Source organism: Vibrio sp. V08_P9A1T1 (assembly GCF_963874405.1).
Classification (GTDB): domain Bacteria; phylum Pseudomonadota; class Gammaproteobacteria; order Enterobacterales; family Vibrionaceae; genus Vibrio; species Vibrio anguillarum.
Genome location: NZ_CAWNIB010000253.1, coordinates 1 through 21,206 on the forward strand (window position 1 = coordinate 1; position 21,206 = coordinate 21,206).

27 protein-coding genes and 1 pseudogene are annotated in these 21,206 nt (G+C 48.2%); 25 read left to right on the forward strand and 3 right to left on the reverse strand.

What is annotated here, in order from left to right:
* Positions 1 to 140 precede the first annotated feature (140 nt).
* Genes AACT21_RS11075 through AACT21_RS11085 form a run of 3 tightly spaced genes read right to left on the reverse strand, consistent with a single transcriptional unit; the run spans position 141 to position 3,399 of the window.
* Complete coding sequence (locus AACT21_RS11075) at positions 141 to 518, reverse strand: hypothetical protein (RefSeq protein WP_094164573.1); 378 nt, start codon at positions 516 to 518, stop codon at positions 141 to 143.
* A 26-nt stretch (positions 519 to 544) separates the two neighbouring features.
* Positions 545 to 1,588, reverse strand: a complete 1,044-nt coding sequence (locus tag AACT21_RS11080; RefSeq protein WP_094164574.1) for a phage portal protein — start codon at positions 1,586 to 1,588, stop codon at positions 545 to 547.
* Entirely contained in the window at positions 1,585 to 3,399 is a 1,815-nt protein-coding gene (locus AACT21_RS11085) for a terminase large subunit domain-containing protein (RefSeq protein WP_094164575.1), read from the reverse strand. Before AACT21_RS11085 ends, AACT21_RS11080 begins: the two co-directional genes overlap by 4 nt.
* Positions 3,400 to 3,569: 170 nt before the next feature.
* On the opposite strand from AACT21_RS11085, the gene AACT21_RS11090 reads away from it, so the two are divergent.
* The 25 genes and pseudogenes from AACT21_RS11090 to AACT21_RS11205 all read left to right on the forward strand — a co-directional run bounded on the left by AACT21_RS11090 (position 3,570) and on the right by AACT21_RS11205 (position 20,643).
* The gene (locus tag AACT21_RS11090; protein WP_094164576.1) at positions 3,570 to 4,508 is read left to right on the forward strand and encodes a GPO family capsid scaffolding protein; all 939 of its coding nucleotides are present in this window, start codon (positions 3,570 to 3,572) and stop codon (positions 4,506 to 4,508) included.
* Between the two features lie 2 nt (positions 4,509 to 4,510).
* Entirely contained in the window at positions 4,511 to 5,527 is a 1,017-nt protein-coding gene (locus AACT21_RS11095; protein ID WP_094164577.1) for a phage major capsid protein, P2 family, read from the forward strand.
* A 14-nt stretch (positions 5,528 to 5,541) separates the two neighbouring features.
* A complete protein-coding gene (locus tag AACT21_RS11100; protein ID WP_094164578.1) occupies positions 5,542 to 6,258 on the forward strand; it encodes a phage terminase small subunit in 717 nt (238 codons plus the stop codon).
* A 109-nt stretch (positions 6,259 to 6,367) separates the two neighbouring features.
* On the forward strand, positions 6,368 to 6,829 hold the full coding sequence (locus AACT21_RS11105; protein ID WP_094164579.1) for a head completion/stabilization protein: 462 nt from the start codon (positions 6,368 to 6,370) through the stop codon (positions 6,827 to 6,829).
* Positions 6,826 to 7,308, forward strand: coding sequence for a phage tail protein (locus AACT21_RS11110; protein WP_094164580.1), 483 nt, complete (start codon positions 6,826 to 6,828; stop codon positions 7,306 to 7,308). The genes AACT21_RS11105 and AACT21_RS11110 overlap by 4 nt, the downstream gene beginning before the upstream one ends.
* On the forward strand, positions 7,305 to 7,964 hold the full coding sequence (locus tag AACT21_RS11115) for a phage virion morphogenesis protein (protein ID WP_094164581.1): 660 nt from the start codon (positions 7,305 to 7,307) through the stop codon (positions 7,962 to 7,964). The genes AACT21_RS11110 and AACT21_RS11115 overlap by 4 nt, the downstream gene beginning before the upstream one ends.
* A gap of 1 nt (position 7,965) precedes the next feature.
* Positions 7,966 to 9,069 carry a DUF2586 domain-containing protein gene (locus AACT21_RS11120; protein ID WP_094164582.1) on the forward strand — a complete coding sequence of 368 codons (1,104 nt, stop codon included), beginning with the start codon at positions 7,966 to 7,968 and terminating at the stop codon, positions 9,067 to 9,069.
* Positions 9,066 to 9,518 (forward strand): phage protein, encoded by a 453-nt coding sequence (locus AACT21_RS11125; RefSeq protein WP_094150672.1) that lies wholly within the window; start codon positions 9,066 to 9,068, stop codon positions 9,516 to 9,518. Before AACT21_RS11120 ends, AACT21_RS11125 begins: the two co-directional genes overlap by 4 nt.
* A gap of 8 nt (positions 9,519 to 9,526) precedes the next feature.
* Positions 9,527 to 9,730 carry a TraR/DksA C4-type zinc finger protein gene (locus AACT21_RS11130; RefSeq protein WP_094150660.1) on the forward strand — a complete coding sequence of 68 codons (204 nt, stop codon included), beginning with the start codon at positions 9,527 to 9,529 and terminating at the stop codon, positions 9,728 to 9,730.
* Positions 9,731 to 9,735: 5 nt separating this feature from the next.
* On the forward strand, positions 9,736 to 9,945 hold the full coding sequence (locus AACT21_RS11135) for an HP1 family phage holin (RefSeq protein ID WP_094164583.1): 210 nt from the start codon (positions 9,736 to 9,738) through the stop codon (positions 9,943 to 9,945).
* Positions 9,932 to 10,522: a lysozyme gene (locus AACT21_RS11140; RefSeq protein WP_094164584.1), complete on the forward strand. Its 591-nt coding sequence runs from the start codon at positions 9,932 to 9,934 to the stop codon at positions 10,520 to 10,522. The genes AACT21_RS11135 and AACT21_RS11140 overlap by 14 nt, the downstream gene beginning before the upstream one ends.
* Positions 10,497 to 10,838, forward strand: a complete 342-nt coding sequence (locus tag AACT21_RS11145; protein WP_094164585.1) for a hypothetical protein — start codon at positions 10,497 to 10,499, stop codon at positions 10,836 to 10,838. Before AACT21_RS11140 ends, AACT21_RS11145 begins: the two co-directional genes overlap by 26 nt.
* A 16-nt stretch (positions 10,839 to 10,854) precedes the next feature.
* The gene (lysC, locus tag AACT21_RS11150) at positions 10,855 to 11,049 is read left to right on the forward strand and encodes an Rz1-like lysis system protein LysC (RefSeq protein ID WP_217898748.1); all 195 of its coding nucleotides are present in this window, start codon (positions 10,855 to 10,857) and stop codon (positions 11,047 to 11,049) included.
* Positions 11,046 to 11,327: a putative phage tail assembly chaperone gene (locus AACT21_RS11155; RefSeq protein ID WP_094164586.1), complete on the forward strand. Its 282-nt coding sequence runs from the start codon at positions 11,046 to 11,048 to the stop codon at positions 11,325 to 11,327. The genes lysC and AACT21_RS11155 overlap by 4 nt, the downstream gene beginning before the upstream one ends.
* A 50-nt stretch (positions 11,328 to 11,377) precedes the next feature.
* On the forward strand, positions 11,378 to 11,512 hold the full coding sequence (locus AACT21_RS16710) for a DUF6890 family protein (protein WP_445285941.1): 135 nt from the start codon (positions 11,378 to 11,380) through the stop codon (positions 11,510 to 11,512).
* 16 nt (positions 11,513 to 11,528) lie between these two features.
* Positions 11,529 to 13,349 carry a phage tail tape measure protein gene (locus tag AACT21_RS11160; RefSeq protein WP_094164587.1) on the forward strand — a complete coding sequence of 607 codons (1,821 nt, stop codon included), beginning with the start codon at positions 11,529 to 11,531 and terminating at the stop codon, positions 13,347 to 13,349.
* A complete protein-coding gene (locus AACT21_RS11165) occupies positions 13,339 to 13,677 on the forward strand; it encodes a DUF2590 family protein (RefSeq protein ID WP_094150637.1) in 339 nt (112 codons plus the stop codon). Before AACT21_RS11160 ends, AACT21_RS11165 begins: the two co-directional genes overlap by 11 nt.
* Positions 13,670 to 14,875, forward strand: a complete 1,206-nt coding sequence (locus tag AACT21_RS11170; protein WP_094164588.1) for a baseplate J/gp47 family protein — start codon at positions 13,670 to 13,672, stop codon at positions 14,873 to 14,875. The genes AACT21_RS11165 and AACT21_RS11170 overlap by 8 nt, the downstream gene beginning before the upstream one ends.
* On the forward strand, positions 14,875 to 15,531 hold the full coding sequence (locus AACT21_RS11175) for a phage tail protein (protein ID WP_094164589.1): 657 nt from the start codon (positions 14,875 to 14,877) through the stop codon (positions 15,529 to 15,531). Before AACT21_RS11170 ends, AACT21_RS11175 begins: the two co-directional genes overlap by 1 nt.
* Positions 15,528 to 16,346: pseudogene (locus AACT21_RS11180) on the forward strand (phage tail-collar fiber domain-containing protein); the annotation flags it as partial. The gene AACT21_RS11175 and the pseudogene AACT21_RS11180, both read left to right, overlap by 4 nt.
* 557 nt (positions 16,347 to 16,903) lie before the next feature.
* On the forward strand, positions 16,904 to 17,482 hold the full coding sequence (locus AACT21_RS11185; RefSeq protein ID WP_094164591.1) for a hypothetical protein: 579 nt from the start codon (positions 16,904 to 16,906) through the stop codon (positions 17,480 to 17,482).
* Between the two features lie 3 nt (positions 17,483 to 17,485).
* The gene (locus AACT21_RS11190) at positions 17,486 to 18,373 is read left to right on the forward strand and encodes a hypothetical protein (RefSeq protein WP_094164592.1); all 888 of its coding nucleotides are present in this window, start codon (positions 17,486 to 17,488) and stop codon (positions 18,371 to 18,373) included.
* Positions 18,374 to 18,383: 10 nt separating this feature from the next.
* A complete protein-coding gene (locus AACT21_RS11195; RefSeq protein WP_094164593.1) occupies positions 18,384 to 18,857 on the forward strand; it encodes a baseplate complex protein in 474 nt (157 codons plus the stop codon).
* Entirely contained in the window at positions 18,854 to 20,446 is a 1,593-nt protein-coding gene (locus AACT21_RS11200; RefSeq protein WP_094164594.1) for a hypothetical protein, read from the forward strand. The genes AACT21_RS11195 and AACT21_RS11200 overlap by 4 nt, the downstream gene beginning before the upstream one ends.
* The gene (locus AACT21_RS11205; protein WP_094164595.1) at positions 20,446 to 20,643 is read left to right on the forward strand and encodes a hypothetical protein; all 198 of its coding nucleotides are present in this window, start codon (positions 20,446 to 20,448) and stop codon (positions 20,641 to 20,643) included. The genes AACT21_RS11200 and AACT21_RS11205 overlap by 1 nt, the downstream gene beginning before the upstream one ends.
* The last annotated feature ends 563 nt before the right edge of the window (positions 20,644 to 21,206 follow it).

A 21,206-nucleotide genomic window follows, 5' to 3' on the forward strand; every position in this document is an offset into this window, starting at 1 on the left:
CAACTGAACATATTGCGCTAAACCATCAAAAAACGGAGCGAACCTTGGCTTTAAATACAAGCTCTCATCAAAAGGAAAACCACGCAAACCAGAAGATGCGCCAACCGCAGTGATCACCTCATCATCAGGAAAATCACGCATCAGTAACGCTCCACAATAAACGTAATCTCATCCGCGCCCGTAATTTCACCCGCCGCAATTACGCCAACGTGGGAAGCAAGGCCACCCCAACGAGGTTTCTCATAAGCCGCGGGAAAGCATTGTGCTAAATCAACCTCACCGCTGGGAATGGCTTCATCAACACCACCAAGCCGAGCCGTAACAACCACGCCGCCAGTGGCCGCGACAGGTACGCCGTTTAGCTTGGGAACCAAAAAGACACGGCCATTGCTGCCATGCTGACAAAAAATATATTTCTTTTCCGTCAGTTCAGTGATCGGGATAGTTGTCTCAAACGCTTTAGATAAGCCATGAGAAACCACCCGAGATTGATCATTAGAAGAATTAACCAAGTTCATTACACTATCTCCGTTATTGCTAAAAATTAAGCCGCGTCGTAACCAATCGTTAAATCAAAATTCAAGTGCAAATGCTTGTACTTGCTTATTTCTGGGTGCTCGTTTACCGCTTTCATAAACAGCTTACAAACGGGTACCACTTCATACTTGTCATAAACCGTGCTCACCTTGATCGGGTCCGGCACATTCGCGCCCACTTGCGTAGTCATGCCGCCCATGCCTTGGGGGAAGCGGTGGCCGACAAAAATATCCTGCGCAGTAATATTCTTGATGCGCTCAAACTCATCTTTAGTTGAAATGTCGCCAACCGGAATCAATTGAATGCCTTTCTCTTCGCCATTGGGGATGTTCACATACATGCTGCGAAAGTTGCCGGGGCCGCGTGAATTACGCATCGCATCTTTAATCGCTTTCTCATCTTCTGCGCTTATATTGGGGTCTCTAGAATAAAAGATATAACCCATGTGCGCGCCGTTCTTGTAGTACGCGCGTCTAAACATGGTTGCGTCTTTATTCAATAAGCTGCTTTGCAAGCTGCCAAGGTAATCCGGCAGGCCATAAACTTGTTGTTGTGGGTCATACTGGCTAATGAAAATCACATCTTCCGCGCGATAGTCTTTAAATTCATAGTCGCGTAACAACTGCACAAAGTCACCGTTCTTACGCTTGCGCATATGCATCATCGGTAACGGGTGTAAACCAATCGGTTGTTTAAAGCCATTACGCAAAATTAAAAACGCGCCCATACCCAAGCCGAAGTAATCCCAACACGCCCGGTTCAGTAAGTGATCGGCAATATTGCCGCCACCCGCAAAACGCGCCGAAACATAGTTAGCCCGCGCTTTTAGAATAGAACCGTGGTAAGCGTTAGCGTTCGCAATGTCAGCCAAGCCCTTTAACGAGATAGGCGGCTCCCAATAGTTGTCGCCATCGTTGTACATCAGCTCACAATATTGAGTCATCCAATTGCTACTATCGACCGACTCAGGAATAGCGGAAAACTCAACCATGGAAGACTTTTCGCCATCATCTTTATTGGTTACGTGGTGTGTCGTGTTTTGTTCGGTCATGCTGCCATGTCCCATGTCGATTTAGTGGGGTTGTTGTAATCAAGGGGCTCGTTCACTAACGCATGCGAAAGCGCCCAAAAGTCATCCGCATGGCCAACCAGTTCACTGCGGTCGGCTTTGAACGTCATCATATTGCCGCTATTGGTCGACATGCGCTTAATCGCCATGAAAGCCATCGCCGTTTCTTTATATTCGGCATCAAACTGCAAACGCTCACCTTCAATTACATCAATCATTTTCATTACAAGGCGGTTTTTGTTTTCATTGGAATAATGAATCGCCACCGCCTCGCGTGGGTGCTTTTTATGCAGCAGGTCATAAACCCCTGCACCAATGCCCGTTACATCAATACCTAAATAAGTAACGTTGTAACGCTTGAACACTTTGCTTATCTCGCTCGATTGGTGTTGAAAGCTCAAGCCGCGCCAAGAATGCTTTTCAAGCACACGGAACTTTTCACCTTCCAAAACAGGTGGGGCAACCACCATCAACACCGCATTGTCGCGTGACCGAGAAGGGTCATAGCCTAGCCACACCTCACGGTTGCCAAATGGTCGCGCCTTGCGTGGGTCGAAGTCCTGCCAGTGCGCCACATCCACCATGCATTTGGTGATCTTGTTGAACTGGAAGATAGAACTTGCACCGTCAACGAACACACACATAAACAAGTTATCGAAGTCGGTTTCGCTGTACTCTTCGCGCAGTTCATCAATATCAAACAGCTCACAGCCGCCGTTCGCCGCATCTACAATCGTAACCACATAGCGCCATTGCCTATCTGGGCATAAACGGCCACCGTCGCGGTACTCTTCAAACGTGGGGAATTCAATATTCTTGCGGGTGTCTTTGCCGCCGCGCCATTTATCACCCGTCCAAAAAGGGTAGGCTTGGTGCATTTTGGTCGAAGGGGTAGAAAAGTACGTCTTACGCCATTTCTTATGAGTCGCCATCGCCGAAGCGACTTTATTCAACTCATCAAACTTGCCTATCCAAAAATATTCATCCACGTACACATGGCCGTGGTAGCTCTGCGCTGTTTTGCCATTGGTAGAAAGGAAATGCAGTTCAGCGCCATTCGATAGGGTGATCGGGTTGCCGGATAACTCCAGGTCTAAAAACTCTTTCGCTATCGCAATAATATAGCGCCGGAACACTTCCGCTTGAGCGCGAGAAGCCGAAAGGAATATTTGATTATCGCCAGTCAGAATCGCGTTTTCTAACGCTTCACCACTAAAGTAATAAGTAGCACCAATTTGGCGAGATTTAAGAATATTACGAATGCGCTGATGCAAGTTTTCACGCATCACAACTTGATATTTAAACAGCGAATCATGCCAAAGCTTGAAGCATTCTTCGGTTAGTTCGCTAACATCATTCTTCTGTTTCTTACCACGCTTTTCCGGAAGTTTGCCATTGTGGCCAGAACCTTTACCACTATTGCCGTGCGAATGGCCGTTTTGTTTACCACGGCTAGAATCGGGCTTACCACTTTCATTATGTAGCGGTTGATCACCTTGCTGCTTTTCAAGTGCACGCTGTTTCTTCAGCTTCGCATGGTGGCCGATGAGCCTATCCAACATATCAAGCTGATTCTTGGTGGGCTCTTGAAGTTCAAGCAGCGTTTGAATGCGGTTTGAAATAGCTTCATCAACCGTTTGTTCGCGCAACATATCGCGCCAACCGAATTTATCAGCCCAATAATAAACAATTCGTTCATTACCTAGCTTCAATTCAGTAGCGATTTCGCTTGGCGTCCAAGCCTTTAAATAAAGGGCTCGGGCGGCTTGTCGTATTTCAGGGGAGTATGCCATGCCCGAATAATACGCCGCCAAAACCCCATGATTCGCCTACCAAAATTCCTCGAAATTCCAGTTTTGCTCATATCCGAATTGACCCGAACTAAACAAGCTGAAAGCACGAAATCAAAGGCGTATGTTTGCCACAAATCGAAGTAATAACGTAAAAACGGGTACCAATAACTATGTCAAAAACCAGTGATTGGGTTGTCATCGCCACAGAAGGCAGCACCATAGACGGCCGCAAAATTACCAAGCCATGGATAAACGACATGGCCGCGCTGTATTCAAAAGACGAATACACCGCACTTGTTTGGCCTGAACACTGGCGTAGTTCATGGGCTCCGTTTGAAGGTAAGAACTGGGGCGTAGTTGAAGAACTAAAAGCCGAAGTGTTAGACGACAAATTACGCCTATTCGCCAAAATTACCGCCAACCAGTACCTGCTTGATGCAAACAAAGAAGGGCAAAAGCTCTTTACCTCGATAGAACCAGATCCCGATTACAAGGGCGAGGGGCGTTGTTATTTAATGGGCCTAGCTGCGACTGACTCCCCAGCATCCACAGGTACAACGCAACTCAAATTCTCACGCCGCAAAGGTGAAGAAACCGCATTACAAGCGGACGCTTTAGAAGAAATCGACCTAAGCGGTTTTTATGCAGTATCCAGTGAAAACCAAACTGAAAGCCGAGAAACCCTATTTGCCTCAACCCTTGAAGCACTCGCCAAACTATTCCGAACTGGTGGGAAGCTGCCAGAGCAACACACAAACGACTCTCAGCCAGAGGACGAAGAACCAATGAACAAAGAACAGTTCAGTGAAATGATGACTGCAATTAGCAACATCGGCACTAAGCAAAGCGAACTGGAAGAGAAATTCAACACTTTCTCAACCAATCAAACCTCAACCGAAGCAGGCGAAGAAACAACTGGTGAAACCTCTGGTGAAGAAACCGCAACGGGTATCACTGCCGAGCAATTCAGAACGTTGACTGAGCAGCTAGGTCAAATCGCTAACCAACAAAAAGGGCTAGATAGCAAATTCAACGCGTTATCTGGTGAAACCAGTGGCCAACGTCCGCCAGAAGAAGGCGCAGGCGACCTAACAGTGGAGGCATTGTAATAATGAGCCTAAGTAATCAAGCCGTTAAATTCTTACAGCTATATAGCGTTGCCGTTGCTAAAGCTGCCGCTGTCGAAGGTGTGGACGTAACCAATAAATTCTCTATTGCGCCGCCTATCGAAACCAAGCTACGTCAAGCCATCATGGAATCAGATTCATTCTTGAAAATGATCTCCATGCTGTCGGTAGACCAAATTCAAGGCCAAGTCGTTGATGTCGGCACAGGCAAGCTACTGACTGGTCGTAAAAAAGGTGATCGCTTCCGCGCAGCGCTAGGTATGGGTGGCAACACTTACCAGCTAGTAGAAACCGACTCGTGCGCAACCATCACGTGGGAACTGCTCACCCAATGGGCGAACTCCGGCAACGTGGGCGAGTTCACCAAGTTAATGAACGCCGCCATGACGCGTAACGTAGCGTTAGACGTTTTAAAAATTGGCTTCAACGGCACTTCAATTGCCGAAACTACCGACCCAGAAGCAAACCCACTCGGCCAAGATGTCAACAAAGGTTGGCTAAAACTCGCAAAAGAGAAAAAAGCCGAGCAAGTGCTTGCCTCTGCCATTCTCGACCCAACCGGAGCCACCGAAGGTTCTTACAAAAACTTGGATGCACTAGCGAACGACTTAAAACGCACCGTGATCCATGAAGTGTATCAATCATCACCTGATCTGGTTGTCATTGTCGGTACCGACTTAGTGACGTTCGAACAGCACCGCTTACTGCAAGCCGCTGATAAACCGACCGAGCACAAAGCCGCGCAGCAATTGGCGAAATCAATCGCAGGTATGACAGCGTACACGCCGCCATTCTTCCCAGCCGATGCAATGTGGGTAACAAGCTTGAAAAACCTGCAAGTGCTCACGCAAAAAGGAACGCAGTGGCGCAAAGCGAAAAACGAAGAAGACCGCAAGCAATTCGAAAACTCCTACTTACGCATGGAAGGTTATGCCGTAGGTGACTTAGATATGTTCGCGGCTATCGAATCGGTCACTATCGCCGAAGCACCCGCAGCTTAGAAAGGTGATTGAACATGGTTAGCCCACTTAAACAGCAGCGCGATGCACTGTTAAAAGCCAAGCAAACCAAACCCGCAGTGGCGCACGATGCCACTGCAAGTTTGGACAGCTTACACCTGCGCTTAATCGAATTTGAGCAAGACAAAAAAGCCCTAAAAAGCTTTGTTCAAATCGCGCAGAAGGTAAACCACAAACGCGAAGTGCTTATTCCAAAATACAAGCCAGTGGCAGAAGCGTACTTGGAAGCGGGCGAGCGCTATCAAAACCCAATCTTCCAAGATTTGATCGTGTGGCTGTTCGACATTGAAGAATTAGAAACCGCAATCGCTTGGTGCCTAAAAGCCATTGAGCACGATTTGCCAACCCCTGAAAACTTCAAGCGGAACTGGCCAACGGTATGCGCTGACTTCGTTTTAGAGTGGGCAACCAAACAACAAGAACATGGCCGTTCAGTTGAGCCGTATTTCTCGCAAGTCTTCAAGTTAATTGATGGCGAGTGGGAGCTTAACGAAAAAGTGGAAGCCAAGTGGTACAAGTTCGCAGGTTATTGCCTGTTGCTAAACGAAAAAGGTGCACCACAGCCAAGCCAAGTGGGTGACAAAGAGCAACTAGAAGCGTCAATGGCGTTGCTGCTTAAAGCCCACGAAAAGAACCCAAAGATAGGGGTGAAAACCCAAATCGACAAAATTCAGATGCGGATTAACGCATTGGACGAAGGCAAAAACCTTTAACCGACTCCTACGCCGCCGCGCCTCGGCTGGCGAGGTTGCAATAACCTTTGTGGTTCATTGTTAACCGTCGACCCAGTGGCTAGAGGCGCACATTTTAAAAGGGTGAAGAATGTTCACAGCATCAACCGACAGCTACCAAGAAACCGAAATCACCAACGATGGCTTTTGGCCAAACGTCAATGCTGGTGATTTTGAGCGCATGCGCGGAACACCCGCCGCGCAAGACGATGAACGCATCGCACACGCTGTCGCCAATGCTATTGCATCCGTCAACCTTGAACTGGAAATGCTCAAAGCCAGCTACATGGCCGAGGGCATCAACAACGCTGAAGAAATCCAAGCGTTCCCATACATCGGCAATAAAAACCGCGTCGTCATTCAATATCAGGCCGCTGTCTTTGCTCGAGCAAAAGCCGACCTACTGCCAGATTTCTCAACCGTTCACCAAAAGAAAGAAGGTGATCACTTGGCAGAACGCAGTGCCGAAATCAAAAACGAACTGTTAGCCGAATCCGCTCGAATCATCCGCCACATGCAAGGGCTAAAACGCTCATCAATGGAGCTGATATGAGCACATACCAAGTCGGCCAGAAAATGCGCGCGCTAAAGCTGCACATCGATAAATGCTTGGGCGAGCAAATAGCCAAACGCTTAGAAGTTGAAATGAGCGACATCGAGCTTGTGTTAATGCCGCGCAATATGGGCAACGGCATCGACATCGCACAGCAACGCTATATGGCTGAATTCTACATAGACCGCCTACCGTTCAAAAAGTACGACCCAGCTGTACTGTTCGCCAACGTTGGCGCATGGCTAATGGACTACGACCAAGAACGAGAAGAACAACTAGGCGAACTCAAAGACCCAAGCATTGACGTAGTAGTCGAAGACGAAAGCAGCGCAGAAGTGATCATCCAAGTCATGTTTGAAGAACCCATCAAAGTCGTTGAAGACCCTGAAGGGGATATCTACTGGCAAGGTAAGCGCTGGAAAATAGCCCAGTACGAAATTTGGGTTGCAGAGCATCTACGTGACGTGGTGATCAGATGATTCGAATTAGCGCTGACGAACGCAGTTACTTACGAACCATCGAGCAAATTAAATTACTTACGCTTGATAGAAAAACGCGCCAACGAATGCTCAAAAAGCTAGGCGCAGCAGTGACTAAAACCACGCGTAAAAACATACGTGCTAACCGTGACCCAGAAGGGAACCAGTGGAAAAAACGCCAGAAAGGGCGCGGGAAAATGCTCAAAGGCTTCACCAAAAAGCTAAAGCACTTTCAAAAAGACGACAACAAAACCTTGTTGGTTGGTTGGCCTTCTGCGCGTGGCTCTGTCGCTTATCAACATCACCACGGTATTGGGCAAGAAAGCGGGCTAAGTGCAAGAAAGCGCCAAGCCAAAAAGAACAAAGAGCCAAACAAGAACGACCCAGCCACGCGCGAACAAGCCAAAGCACTGCGTGACTTAAATTTCCGCTTACAGCCGCAAGGCCGACAAAAGCGAGGCAAGAAACCAACGCTTAAATGGATTATTGAAAACATGAAGTTAGGCGAAGCGGCCAAAACCATTCAAGAGTTGGAAAACAAAACTCCAGCACGAAGTTGGGAAGTAGGCAGACCAGAACGGCGATTGATAGGCGTTAGCCCAAAACGAGTGGCAATGATCATCAAACGCGAAATGCAACGAAACAGGAGCAACTAACATGGCATGGCCAACCGTTATTATAAAAATCTTGAACTTGATGAACGGCCCCATTGCCGGGGTTGAATATCACTTTCTCTTCGTTATTTACGGCACCGTTCCAGATGGCGCTGAACGTAACCTAATCATGGTCGACTCAACCACCGACCTAGCCGATAAACTCGCCGCCGCCAACCCAGAAGGGTTAGCCACCATCACCGCCGCCCAACTTAACGGCAAAAGTGAATGGACAGCGGGCGTGATGATCTTAGACGAGGCCGACAACTGGCAAGACGCCATTCACAAAGCTAACGAAGTATCCAGCTTTGAAATGGTTGTGCTTGGCTTCGACTGCGAAACCAAAGCCATGATTGAAGATGCCGTCACCGTTCGCACCGAACTGAAAAACCAGTTAGGCCGTGAAGTTGGGGTGATCTGCCAACTGCCAGCCGTCACCGCAGAACAAACATGGGAACAGTGGTTAGCTGCTATTGTTAACATCCCCAAAGACGTGGCAAGCGAATACATCACCGTTGTGCCAAACGTCCATGCTGATGGCACCACCCTTGGCAAATACGCAGGCCGTTTAGCCAACCAAGAAGTATCAATAGCTGACTCACCAGCGCGTGTGAAAACAGGCAGCGTGTTAGGCAACACCGAGCTAGCAAAAGACAGCGCAGGCAAAACGTTAGACTTAGCAACCCTGCGCGCCTTGGAATCAAACCGCATCGCCGTGCCTATGTGGTACCCAGATTATCCCGGTCAATATTGGACAACAGGCCGCACGCTTGATGTGCCCGGTGGTGACTACCAAGACATCCGCCATATTCGCGTCGCCATGAAAGCCGCCCGTAAAGTTCGCATTCGCGGTATCGCTCGAATCGGTGATCGCACATTGAACTCAACGCCAGGCAGCATCGCCGCGGCAAAACTCTACTTCACGCAAGACTTACGCCAAATGGCCCTAACGGGTGTGCCGGGTGAAATCTACCCGCCTGAAGATGGCGACATCGATATCAAATGGGTAAGCACTGAAGAAGTAGAAATTTACATGAGCGTTCAGCCTTACGAATGCCCCGTAAAAATCACCATCGCCATTTCAATTAAACAGGGGGCAACATCATGAGCCGTTTCTCAGGCCGCAGCTTCGACACAACATTGTTCGGTGAGTTTGTGCACGTAAAAAGCGCGACCGCAACCATCAACGATGAATCGCAAGTCGCTTATACACGTGGAATTACTGACGACTATGTAGACGGGAAAGTCGGCTGTGATGTAGAGCTAGAACTCGACCTTAGTCAGTTCAAAAAAGTTCACAAAGCCGCGAAAGCCGCAGGAAGTTACCGAGGCATCAAGCCCGACGATATGTTGTTTTACGCCAACAACGGCGTAGACGAAGACAAAATCGAACTGTTCGGTGTCAAATTCGTGCTGTCCGACATCATCGGCATTGACCCAGAAAGCGCCGATAAATCAACTCGCAAACTAAAAGGCTTTGTTACTAGCCCGCTGTTTGTTCGCATCAATGGCGTGCCGTATCTCACTAAAGAAGATACTCGCGGCCTAATCAGCTAAGGATAACCATGGCGGATGTAATAGATGTCGCAAGCGATACGGAAGCCAAATTCCAACAAGTGGCACTGGCCAACCAACTGGCAAGGGCAGGTAATGCCCTTCGCCAAAGCCGAACCCATTGCCTTGAGTGTGATCAAGAAATCCCGCAGGCAAGAAGAGAAGCCATAAAAGGTTGCCTGTATTGCACTCCATGCCAAGCAAGAAAGGAGTGAATCAAATGTCAGATTGGTACGACAGGCTTACAAGTTATGTCGCGTATTTTATGTCAGGAACGGGCGTTTTGCTCAGTTCCATGACACTAGAACAATGGTACTTCCTCGTATCGATTTTAATCGGTGTGGGGGCGCTGCTGGCCAACGTTTGGCACAAAAGAGCCATGCAGAAAATCGCCAGAGAAAAAGGAGTATTTCTCAATGAAGTTAGCTAACAAAATCATTTGCTCAGTCGCAGCGGTGAGCGGCTTAGTCACTGGCGGCGCAGCCATTTACGGTGACGAATTCATCAAACCCGTTGGTCAAGTGGTGATCGAAGGGCAAAGCCTAGGTGAACTGCGCATTAGCCCTAAAGGTTTAGAGCTGATTGGCAATGCCGAAGGATGCAGGCAAGAACCTTATCGATGCCCTGCGGGTTTAAAAACAAACGGAATTGGTAACACTCATGGCGTACCAAACCAAGTGGTGACACTTGAGCAGGTCGCAAAAGATTGGGTGAAGAACATCAAAGAGGCTGAAAGATGCGTCACAGAGGCTGAAAGTTATTCAGGGCGACGAATGAATCAAGGCCAGTTCGATGCGTTTACGTCATTTGTGTTTAATTTTGGATGTACGAAGTTTCGTGTGAATGACGATGGATCATACACACGAATATACCAAGCAATTAGAGACGGGCGATTTATAAAAGCATGCGGACATATTTCGGAGTGGGTTAAGTCACAAGGCATTGTCCTAGATGGCTTAGTAACTCGAAGGGGATTAGAAAATGCTCGCTGCATGGAAGTGGATTAAAACCCTAAGCGTTGCCGCCTTGCTTGTCGCGGTTTGGGTGTTATGGCTAAAGCTAGACGCAAGCCAAATCAAACAAAAAGCATTGAACGAACAGCTAACCAAAGCCCAAGCGGATAACCAAAGCAACTTAAAAACCATCGGGATCCTAAAAGGCGAAGCCGAACAAACCAACCAACTGTTAGTGCAGCGCAAGCGGCAACAGATACAAGCAGAGGAAAAGCTCAATGCAGACATGGCAACACTTAAAGCCCAGTTGGCAAACGTTGAATGCCATATTCCTAGCACTGTTACTGACCGCTTGCGCGAGCCCTACTGAAACCGTTTCAACGCAGGTGATAGTAAAGCTGCCACCTGCGGGAATGTTAGTCCCTTGCCATAAGCCGCCAGTTATCGGCACATGGCCAGAAGTGATAAGCGAAGACATTCCCAAACTAAAACACGCACTCACCGAGTGCGATTCACAAATTGAAGACTACTTAACTTGGCGTGCACAGCACGAACAACAAACAGAGAGAGAAACACAATGAGCAAAGCTGCATTCGCAACCAAACCCGTCACTGTAGAAATCAACGGCCTTGAGTTCATTTTCAAACCCACCGTGAACGATGCCAACAACTACACCAACGAAGTCATGCCGGATAACAAAGTCGCACCCGCGCGCACTTACTTAGAGCGCACCGTTGAAAGTGAGAAAAAAGCTGAACTGGTTGAACTATTAAACACCGTTCCGGGTTTAGCGGTAGAGCTGCATAGCAAAGTGCATGAAGCCTCGAAAGGCGGCATCACCATCACGCTAAAAAACTAAAAAGCAAGGTCGAACGCATTGAACAAAACGGCTTAGAACAAGCGTTCGCCCTGCGGCGTTATTACTTCCCAAACGAAGATGATGACCCGCAAAACCTAGCCCGCGCCTTGTGGCTTGATAAGCACGAAAAAGAGCGCATGGAAATAGCCGTAGGCACAGCAATAGAAAAACTTTTTAAACGTTGAGAATGGTGAAACGCTGATGAATGAAAAACTACTCATGCAAATAGGTTTGATTGACCAAATCACCAAACCATTGCAGGGCATCACCAAAGAAATCCAAGGAGCCATGGGAACAGCCGAAAAAGGCATGGAACAGGCTGCTAAAGGTGGTGTCGGTTTAGTTGCCACAGGTTTCGCCATTCAAAACGCATTAATGCCCGCCATTGAAATGGACCGTAAAATTGGTGAAGTGAAATCGCTTGGTGTAACGGATGAAGCCTTAAAGCAATTATCACAAACCGCTTTGCAGTTCTCAGCAAAATACGGAAAGTCGGCCACTGAATTTGTGGCCGCATCTTACGATATTCAGTCCGCTATTGCGGGCTTAGATGGTAATGAGCTTTCCCAATTTACCAAAGCATCCGGCGTTCTAGCTGCTGCAACCAAAGCCGACACGGGAACCATTACCAGTTATATGGGTACCATGTACGGCATATTCAAAAACCAAGCCGAAGAAATGGGTAAGGGCGCTTGGGTTGAAAAAGTAGCGGGTATGACGGCCAGTGCTGTGCAAATGTTTAAAACCACAGGTTCAGAGATGAGCAGTGCCTTTACCAGTGTTGGCGCTAACGCCACATCGGCAGGCATCGCCATGTCAGAGCAAATGGCGATCCTCGGAACCTTGCAAGCCACCATGTCAGGCAGTGAAGCGGGTACCAAATACAAATCATTCTTGGCAGGTGTGGGTGCCGCGCAGCAAAAACTAAACCTAGGCTTTACCGATAGCCAAGGCAAAATGCTGCCAATGCTCGATATCCTCGACAAGTTAAAAGGCAAATTTGGCGACACGCTCGATGTAGCAGAATCAGACGAACTTAAAAAAGCCTTCGGTTCAGATGAGGCCGTGAGCTTAATTAAATTGCTGATGGCCGACACGCAAGGGCTAGGCGCAAGCATGGAAGCACTCGGCCAAATCAAAGGCATGACCAAAGCCGAAGAAATGGCCGCAGCCATGGTCGACCAGTCTCAACGGCTTGAAGCCTCATGGTTTGCTATTCGTGCCGCCGTGTTCGGCATGGTACTGCCCGCATTTAACGCCGTAGCGGGTAGCATTGCCGATAACTTAACGTGGCTCACTTCATTAACCAGTGAATACCCACTGCTAACAGAATACCTCGGTTATGCCGCCATCGGTGCGCTATCGCTTGGCGGTGTGGTGGCTTCGCTCTCGCTCGTTATGGGCATTGCTAAAATGATGTCCGGCGGCTGGGCCGTGACCATGGCGGGATTAAACGGGGTGTTAAAGCTGCTGCGCATTAGCACGCTAGCAATGACCGCCGCAACATGGTTAATGAATACGGCCATGTGGGCCAACCCAATCACATGGGTGATTGCAGGAATTATCGCGTTAGTGGCGGCGGTCGGTGCAATGATTTACTGGTGGGATGATCTCAAAGCCTCATTTGGTGACACTGCGGTATTTAAGTTCCTTGTAGATACCATCGACTGGGTGATCGACAAGCTAAACATGATACCGGGCATTGATATCGAATGGCGCGCCGGAGAAATGCCAACCGCACCCGAAATGAACGCCGCGCAAACCGCAGCAAGCGTCGCGCCAGAACTGCCAAGCATCCCAAGCATGGAAACATTCGCCGCGCAAAACACTGACACATCCGTCATTGACTACAAAAACCCACAGAACGCCCCCGCGCTAAACCCTGCGATGGTGCAAAACCTCAACAGCACCCAAAGCCGTCAAACCGTGAATAGCAAAAACTATGGTGATGTTTACATCACGACAGACAAAGGCTTCACACCAGACCAACTTGAAGAATGGAATGAGCTCAATGCCGGATAAACGCTACATAGACATCAAAGTGATCGACGGCGGTTGGCAAATGGACGCAGGCCAACAGCCGCAAAAGTGCAGCGACTTATACAGCATCGCCCAAGACGTAAAGCACGACATCATGGAAAGCGGCCTAGCGCGCAAGTTAATTGCAGAACGTAACCCAGTTCTGCGCGCTGACGTGTTAGTACAAATCGAACAAAAAGCCGAAAGCGATACGCGCATTATCCCCGGTACCGCAGTCGCCACCGAACAGAACGCAGGTGACATCACACTCACCGCGCAAGCCTACGACTACAGCGGCACTATTAACATCGAGGTACCCGTAAATGAGTAACGGTAAAAGACCAACCGCAGACTTTATCGACATTCTGGCTCAGTCAGATGTGCCGGTTACTGAAGACGAGTTCGAAGCCAAACTAAAAACCGAAGTCACAGGCGCAGGCAGTGAAGTCTCTAACGACTCTAAAATGTCACCGTTTTGGCGTTGGGTTCGCGCCGCCGTTGTCACGCCTTGCGTCTGGTTAATTCGTGTGTTGCTCGCGGGTTACGTTATGCCCAACATGTTCGTTGGCACCGCGCAGCGTTGGGCATTAGAACTAAAAGCATGGGAATACAACATCACGCCCAAAGGTGCAGTAAAAGCCCAAGGGTATATCACACTCACCAAAGCCAATGCCGCCGATGCCGTCACCGTAGAAGCCGGAGCCATCATCCAAACCCTGCCCATTAATGGCGTGGTTTATGAAGCGGCAGTGCTGGAAGAAACCGTGATAAACGCAGGTGAAGCAACGGGCAAAGTATTAACCGAAGCCGTGGGCGAGGGCCAAGCCTATAACCTGCCAGCAGGTTATTTCAACATCATTCAAAAAGAGATCCCCGGCATCATCGCTGCCGTGAACGAGCCAGAATGGATAACAACCCTAGGTGCAAACCCAGAAACCGACGAAGAATTAGCGCTGCGCCTACAAAACGCCTTTACCAGTTCCGGCCAATGGCACATTGATGATGTGTATCGCTCCATTATTTCAAGCGTTGCGGGCATTCGTAGTGACAACATCTACTTTGAAAACACAGGCCACATCACACCCGCGACCGCAAACGCATTAATTGTGATGGAAGTAGGGCCAACGCCACAGCCAATACTTGACCAGTTGAATGATCACATTATGGCGCAAGGCCACCACGGCCACGGTGACGTGCTGACATGCAAAGCAATGTACGAAACTCAGCATGTCGTCATTGCTGAAGTAGTGTTCAAGAACAACACCAGTGAAATGGCAAAAATTAACGAACTGCTAGAAGTCGAAGACAGAATTCGCGCCGCGTTCCGTGAAACCGAAGCATACCCAGAAATGACCAGAGCACGGCCGCAAAGCCGCTTTAGCGTGTCAGAGCTGGGCACCGAAATTCACAACAACATGCTTGAAGTCGAATCAGTCCGCATCACCGTTGATGGTGAAGTGCAAAAAGACATCGTGAGCCTACTTGCGCAGCCACGCTTACAATCACTTTCAGTTATCGAGGCCGAGTAATGAGCGAACCCAACAACGCGCCAGAACTGCCAGAAGTGGTCATTCCATGGTGGCAAGACGGCAGCACAACCGCCGAAGAACTCAAAGAGCCGCACTTTCTGTCAAAAGGGGTGTTCAGTTTCTGGCTAATGGTTCGCGCTTGGCTGTTATTCCCATTGCGCCAAATGGACGCATTAACCTGTAGCGAATCGCTGCTTAATTTAATGGCGTGGGACAGAGACATCACCCGCTTTGAAAACGAACCGCTAACGCTATTTCGCAAGCGCGTAAAGTTCGCGGCCATCAACGCGAAAGATGCAGGCAGCGTGGCAGGATTTAAGCGCATTTTTGAAAGGTTGGGTATTGGCATTGTCGCATTCAAAGAACGTGAAGATGTGATCGAATGGGACGTGTGCACCATCGAACTAACCGACAGCGCCATTTCACAGAACAGCAAGCTAGTGCAAGTGCTCATAGAGCAATACGGCAGAACCTGCCGCCGCTATCGCTTCCAAGTGACATACCCTGCAACCGTACACATGCGAAGTGGTGAGTTTTCTCACTCGTTCGCCATTTTCGGAGCAGAGAAAAAAGAAGCCGTAACACTGACAACTAAACCGACAGCAATGTCGAACAGCCAGCAACTATTCAGAGCATCAATGGGGAGCAACCAATGAGCCAAACTGCAATCCCGAATGAGTTCGCGAAATACATGCAAAACCAAATCAGCGTTGGCCTAGCCCCTGATATGAACGAAATGATATTCGCCAACATTCCAGATTTAGACCCAAGCCAGCCAATAGACCTAACCCAAGGTTTACCAAGTGTTGGCACGTGGGTACACCAACAAGACATAGACCAACTAGGCAAGCTAGGCGATAACGCGCTGGTGTATTCAACGATCATCGAAAATGACAAAGAATTCACCTTCAACGCCATTTACTTGCGTGATAAAAATGTGCCCAATTCATGCGGAATGGTGGTGCACAAGGCCGAAGAAACCAAAGAACTAGGCAGCACGCTAACTCGTTCGTTAATGATGGAGTACGTCAACGCCGCGCAAATCGCAGGCGTAACGCAAGATGCAGCAACATGGCAAATTGACTACCAAGCCCGTTTAAAAGGTATGGATGAAGATTTGCGCCTAGCCTGCCTAGACAACTACGGCCACACCGCATTTGTAGACGGCTTCGACGTAACCCAGCAAGCCGACCCGAACAAATACAAAATCACACCGGGGGTGGTTTATGTCGGTGGCCTGCGCGCCGTACTTTCCGGCGAAGTGCTGCAAACCATCACCACCAAACCAAACGGAATTTATATCGATGTCGTTCGAGACGGTACCGCGCTGTCAGCATGGGAAAACACGCTAACGATTAAAGTCTCAACCACCCCATTAAATGACCATGTAGACGAAGCAGGCCGCAAGCACTATGTAGCCAAACTCGCCGGAATTAATGCTGATGGTTCAGTTGTTGATTGGCGGGTGAAGGGGAGGTTGGGTGATTTCTTGATGGTTGATGACTTTGTTGGTTTAGTTATCCCAGACTCAACAGTCATTCCAATGCGCGCCAAAGCATTCCTAGCTGATGGCTCAGACTACGCAGTAGCAGATTATCCAAAGTTAATGAGCCTAGTCCAAGACACACCAATTATGGTGGCTCAAGCTCTTATTGATGCTGACCCAGAAGAATATGCGGCAAATTTCGGTATTAGCGATGATGGCCTGCGCTTTACTGTGCCGAATTACCCGCTTAAACCACACTTGGCTTCTGCTGGGGTGTTTGGCGCGGCTGGTAGTACTGTTGAAGACAGGATTCAGAATATCACAGGGAAGCTTGGTAATTTTGTAGGCTTCTCCAGTAGTAGCACTACTTCTGGCGCGCTGTTTTGGGAGGGTGTGGGTACGAATAAAGAAATAACAACGACCCCTAGCTCTAATATACAATTTGACCCATCTTTTGATGCATCACGAGTAGTTCGCACTGGTCAATACACAGAAGTAAACACTTCATTTCTGAACTTCTACATCATTCATGGGGAAACGGCATGATTTTATACATCGCATCACATAAGACAGGCGAGTTTCTTGGAACTAGAGAAGCTACGAAAGATATAAAGAATCCAGACCGCTTTGTTATTCCTCCTTATCAAACTCCAACCGCATTACCAGATGATGCGGTGCTAGAAGATAACGAGTACTGGGCTTACTTAGACGAATCAAGCAAGCCAGTACGTGATTACAGAAACGGTACTTGGGTAAAAAAAGAGCGACAAGTAAAAGTCACCGCTTATCTCAAAGCAGACTGCACAAAGCAAAAAGAATTTGATGATAAAACGCTAGTCACTGACGACTACACACTAGACGTTCCCAAAACTCGTTTTGATGAGTGGATTGATAACGCATGGGTGACGAACTTACAAAATCAGTATCAAGCGCAAGTGCAGCAAGTGACTAATAGACGTGCTTATTTGTATCTTGATGTTGACAGACTAAGGAGCGAAGCAACAAGCGTGCTTGAAATTGAAGGTGACGAGGCTAAAGCGGAAGAATATCGACTACAAGCTAACGCTTTGTATCTAAAGATTCGATCCGATAACCCTTGGCCGACACCGCCAGAGGCCTAAACCATGTGGCAAACTTCAACGCTAACATGGCCAACTAGCGCCCAAACCATTCAAGCCAGTGCTGAGGCGGTCACAAGCCAAGTCGGCACGGTAATGAATGGGGCGGTTAGCCGCTTAACACCACTCAACAGTGACGCCAATTTCGGGCGTCACTCATTAAGTGCTGAGGCGCAAGCACTGCTTGGGTTGCGTAGTGATCTGCAATCGCTACTTAATCACGGCACAGTGCTGACAGTTAGCCCATATCAATTCCAAGTGAGCAGCAAGTTAGATTCAGGCGCGTACTTAAACCCGCAAACAGCCGTAAAAACATTAGCTAACAAACTGCGCGACCTTTCCGACACCAATAGGCCAAAAGGCCAAGTTTACGCAGTAGCAATCATGTTAACTGCATCAAGCATGACGAGTTTTGCAAGCCAACTCTCCGAACTAGTCAGTATCTTTAACCTTCCGGATTGGTGCCAAGTGGCAAGGCAAGCGCAAGCTATGACAACTAATGAACGCGACAAGTTTCAACAGCCTGCGGCCATTATTCAGCCACGCTTTAAGCCATCGGCAAATATCAACGCCACCCCGTTGCGTGACTACTTAGCGCTACAAGGTTCGCAAATCGCCACCCTTGAATCACTGGCCAGTGACAGCACGAATGTGATCGGCAAACTCAGCGCATTAGCCGCCAAGCGCAGCGAAAAGCTGAGTGAAGTCAGCGCACAGATAAACGCACTCAAGCAGCTAAAAGGCAGCGTGTATTCATTCGCCCTCAGCGGAACGCCAGAAAGCATCGCAACACAATTAGTTCAAGCGGGTACGCCAAATAATCATCAACATACCTTAGCCAGTGTGATGTTAAGTGATAAGCCGCTGGCATTTTTTGAGGACTTACTTTGTTAGGAGTTAGCCTATGTTCGCACTAGACGGCATAACATTCGGCATTAAAAACGTGCTGGTCAGCTTTGAGCGAGAATTCAAAAGCCAAGACATGAGCGGACAATCGTCATTCACGGACGACTCAGAGCAAGGCGAAAAAGCTGCCATGCTTGATATATCGGGATTAATTGCCTTTCGTGACTTAGATAAGCTGACTTTGCTAGAAAGCATGAGCAACGCGAAAGACGAAAGCGGTGATCGCAAAATTTACCGAGTCGTCAACGATGTAGCCAACGCGTTCAAAGTTCGCAACGTGAAATTCGTTGGTAAATTCTCAGCAGTACAGCAAGAAAACCCACTGGCGTGGCGTGTGTCGTTCAAGCTGCGTGAGCACAACAGCGTAGCAGAGCAAAAAGAACAACGCGCAAAAGACCAAACCAAGCCAGAGCAACGCGAAAATACACGGCTGCAACAAGCGCTAGAAGCCAATAACGAGGCGGCAAAATGAAGTTAAGCAAACGTCTGTTTATTGCCAATGAAGAAGTAGCGCTGACAAGCAACAAAGTCAGCCTAAAGCTATCGCTTGGCAGTAAAGCCGTGTTTGTCATTAAATCAAAGCTGCTATTGGCAGAAAACCAAGCGGTGCGCTTTGATATCGGCTATCAAGAAAATACCGCGCCATGGTTTGAAGGGTTCATCGAGAAAATACAACCTGCGCCAAATGGCTATCAAAAAATCGTTGTTAAGGAATACGCAGGTATTTTAAGTCAACGTTGGACTGTGAGCATTGAACACCCAACCATTGCAGACATACTCAAGCGGTTAAGTGATCTCACTGGCTTAGAATTCAAACTGCCCGAAGCGGACTACACCAAAGCGGTGATCCCGAATTTCGTCAGCCAAGGTGACGGCTATCAATGTTTAGAGCAAATAGCCAAAGCATTCAATATTGATGATTGCGTGTGGTTTCAAGACGTAGACCAACAAATCTATTTTGGTTCATATCAAGACAGCCACTTCTACAACAAGCCAATGTCAGTGCCAAGCGAATTCAGTACAAGGCAGAACGCGAACAGCTTTACATTCATACCGTTCCCGATGATTCGCCCCGGTCGAACCGTCAATGGCAATCGCATCACAAAAATCGAACTGTTTGATGATGAAATGACCGCGCACTGGCTTTCATCACAAAATGAAGTGCCAGCAAAAAAGCGTGAAACATTAGACAGCTTTCCAGAGCTGGCCGCAGGCTATCATTTGCCCAAGTTTGGCAGAGTAGAAGCAGTAAGAGACACAGCAAAAGCAGGGCAAGCCGCTGACCCATTCCGGCCACGTTACGCAATTGACGTTCAAGTGTTAGATGAAAACATGATGCCAGATGCCACCGTGCCTGTTTATCGGTCGGTTCCGCTGCCGGTTAACATGAGCGGCCATGAGTCAGGCTTGTTAGCGTACCCACTGGAAGGAACGCTAGTAGAAATCGCATTCGCCTATGGCCGTAACGACAGGCCAATCATTCGCGGCATGTACGGTCGTGAATATGCGCTGCCAACCATCGCCCCAGGTGAACAACTTCAACAGCAACGCGAAGAAGTAAGCCGCCGTGTTGATGCCGCAGGCAACACCACCGAGAAAACCGACCAAAGCCAAACCCAAGCCGCATTTGCAAAGCATGATAAGGCAGATAGATACCAAGCCGAGTTTGGTCAACACAGCATAAGCGTAGACGAACACAGCAAAGAGAACATCATAGGCAAAAAGCTAATCGAAGCACTGGGAGCCATTGAGTTATTAGCAGGTGATAACATCGAGCTAGGAAGCCTAGGCAACATGCACATAGCCACCGCAGGTGAAATGATTCAAGTGATCGGTAAGCTAAGAAACATTGTCATAGCGCAAGACGACAAACTAAAAGTAATGGGCAACAGGCTAGAAGTGATAGAGAAAGACTGGGAAGCATCGGCAAAGAACATGCGCTTTACCGCTGACTTAATCACAATGAACGGCGGCAAAGGCGTAGTGCAAGGTGATTGTATCTGCGCATTCACAGGCAAGCCGCATTCAGACTTATCGGCAACAGTTAAGGCAGGTAAATAATGGCAGTCACATTAGAAGCGACTAAAGCAGAGTTAATCAAAGAACTTGAGGCAAGAGGGTTCATCACTAAAGGTGACCATCAAATGAACGATGCGTTTATGGAAGCGATAGCGGCTGCGATGAAAACAGTGATTAACAGAGATGCTAAAGCGAACGTAACAAGTGGCAGCTCTGCAGGGCAGTGGTCAATTCTATAAAACGCTAGCCACAAAACCCACCACAACACACGCAGCCAATCGGCTGCGTTTCTTTATGCCCGCATCAACCTAAAACGCGTATCACGCACCCACAGCCGAAACAGGCAGCACAGCGCCACGTAAAGGAGTCTCTCGCGGACGGAATCCGCGCTCCTCTACACCCGCCTGCGCGCTTTTTCGATCACTTTTTTTACAGTTTTTGAGTTGCGAAAAATCAGGCTGTAGCGAAAAGGGCAAACCATACCGCCAAGCCTTATATAGCAAGGGGCGTGCGGAGTTGTAAAGGGGCAGAAAATAAGGGTAAAAAGGGCGTTTAAAAATTTCAATAAATGAAATTATTTTCAGTAAATTGAAAAACAACGATCCCAAAAGATCACGTATTGATTTTTAACTTATTGAAATTAAAAGTTTGTTTTATTTTTCGTGAGGTTTTTTGATGATCTGTTTAGTAAAGTGGAGATCTCTTTTTGTGTAGACAAAGCCAAGCGCCGCAAGGGCTCAAGCCCATTTTACATGGGAAAACATTTTTTCAATTTTGTTCATGACGGAAGAACTAAAAATAG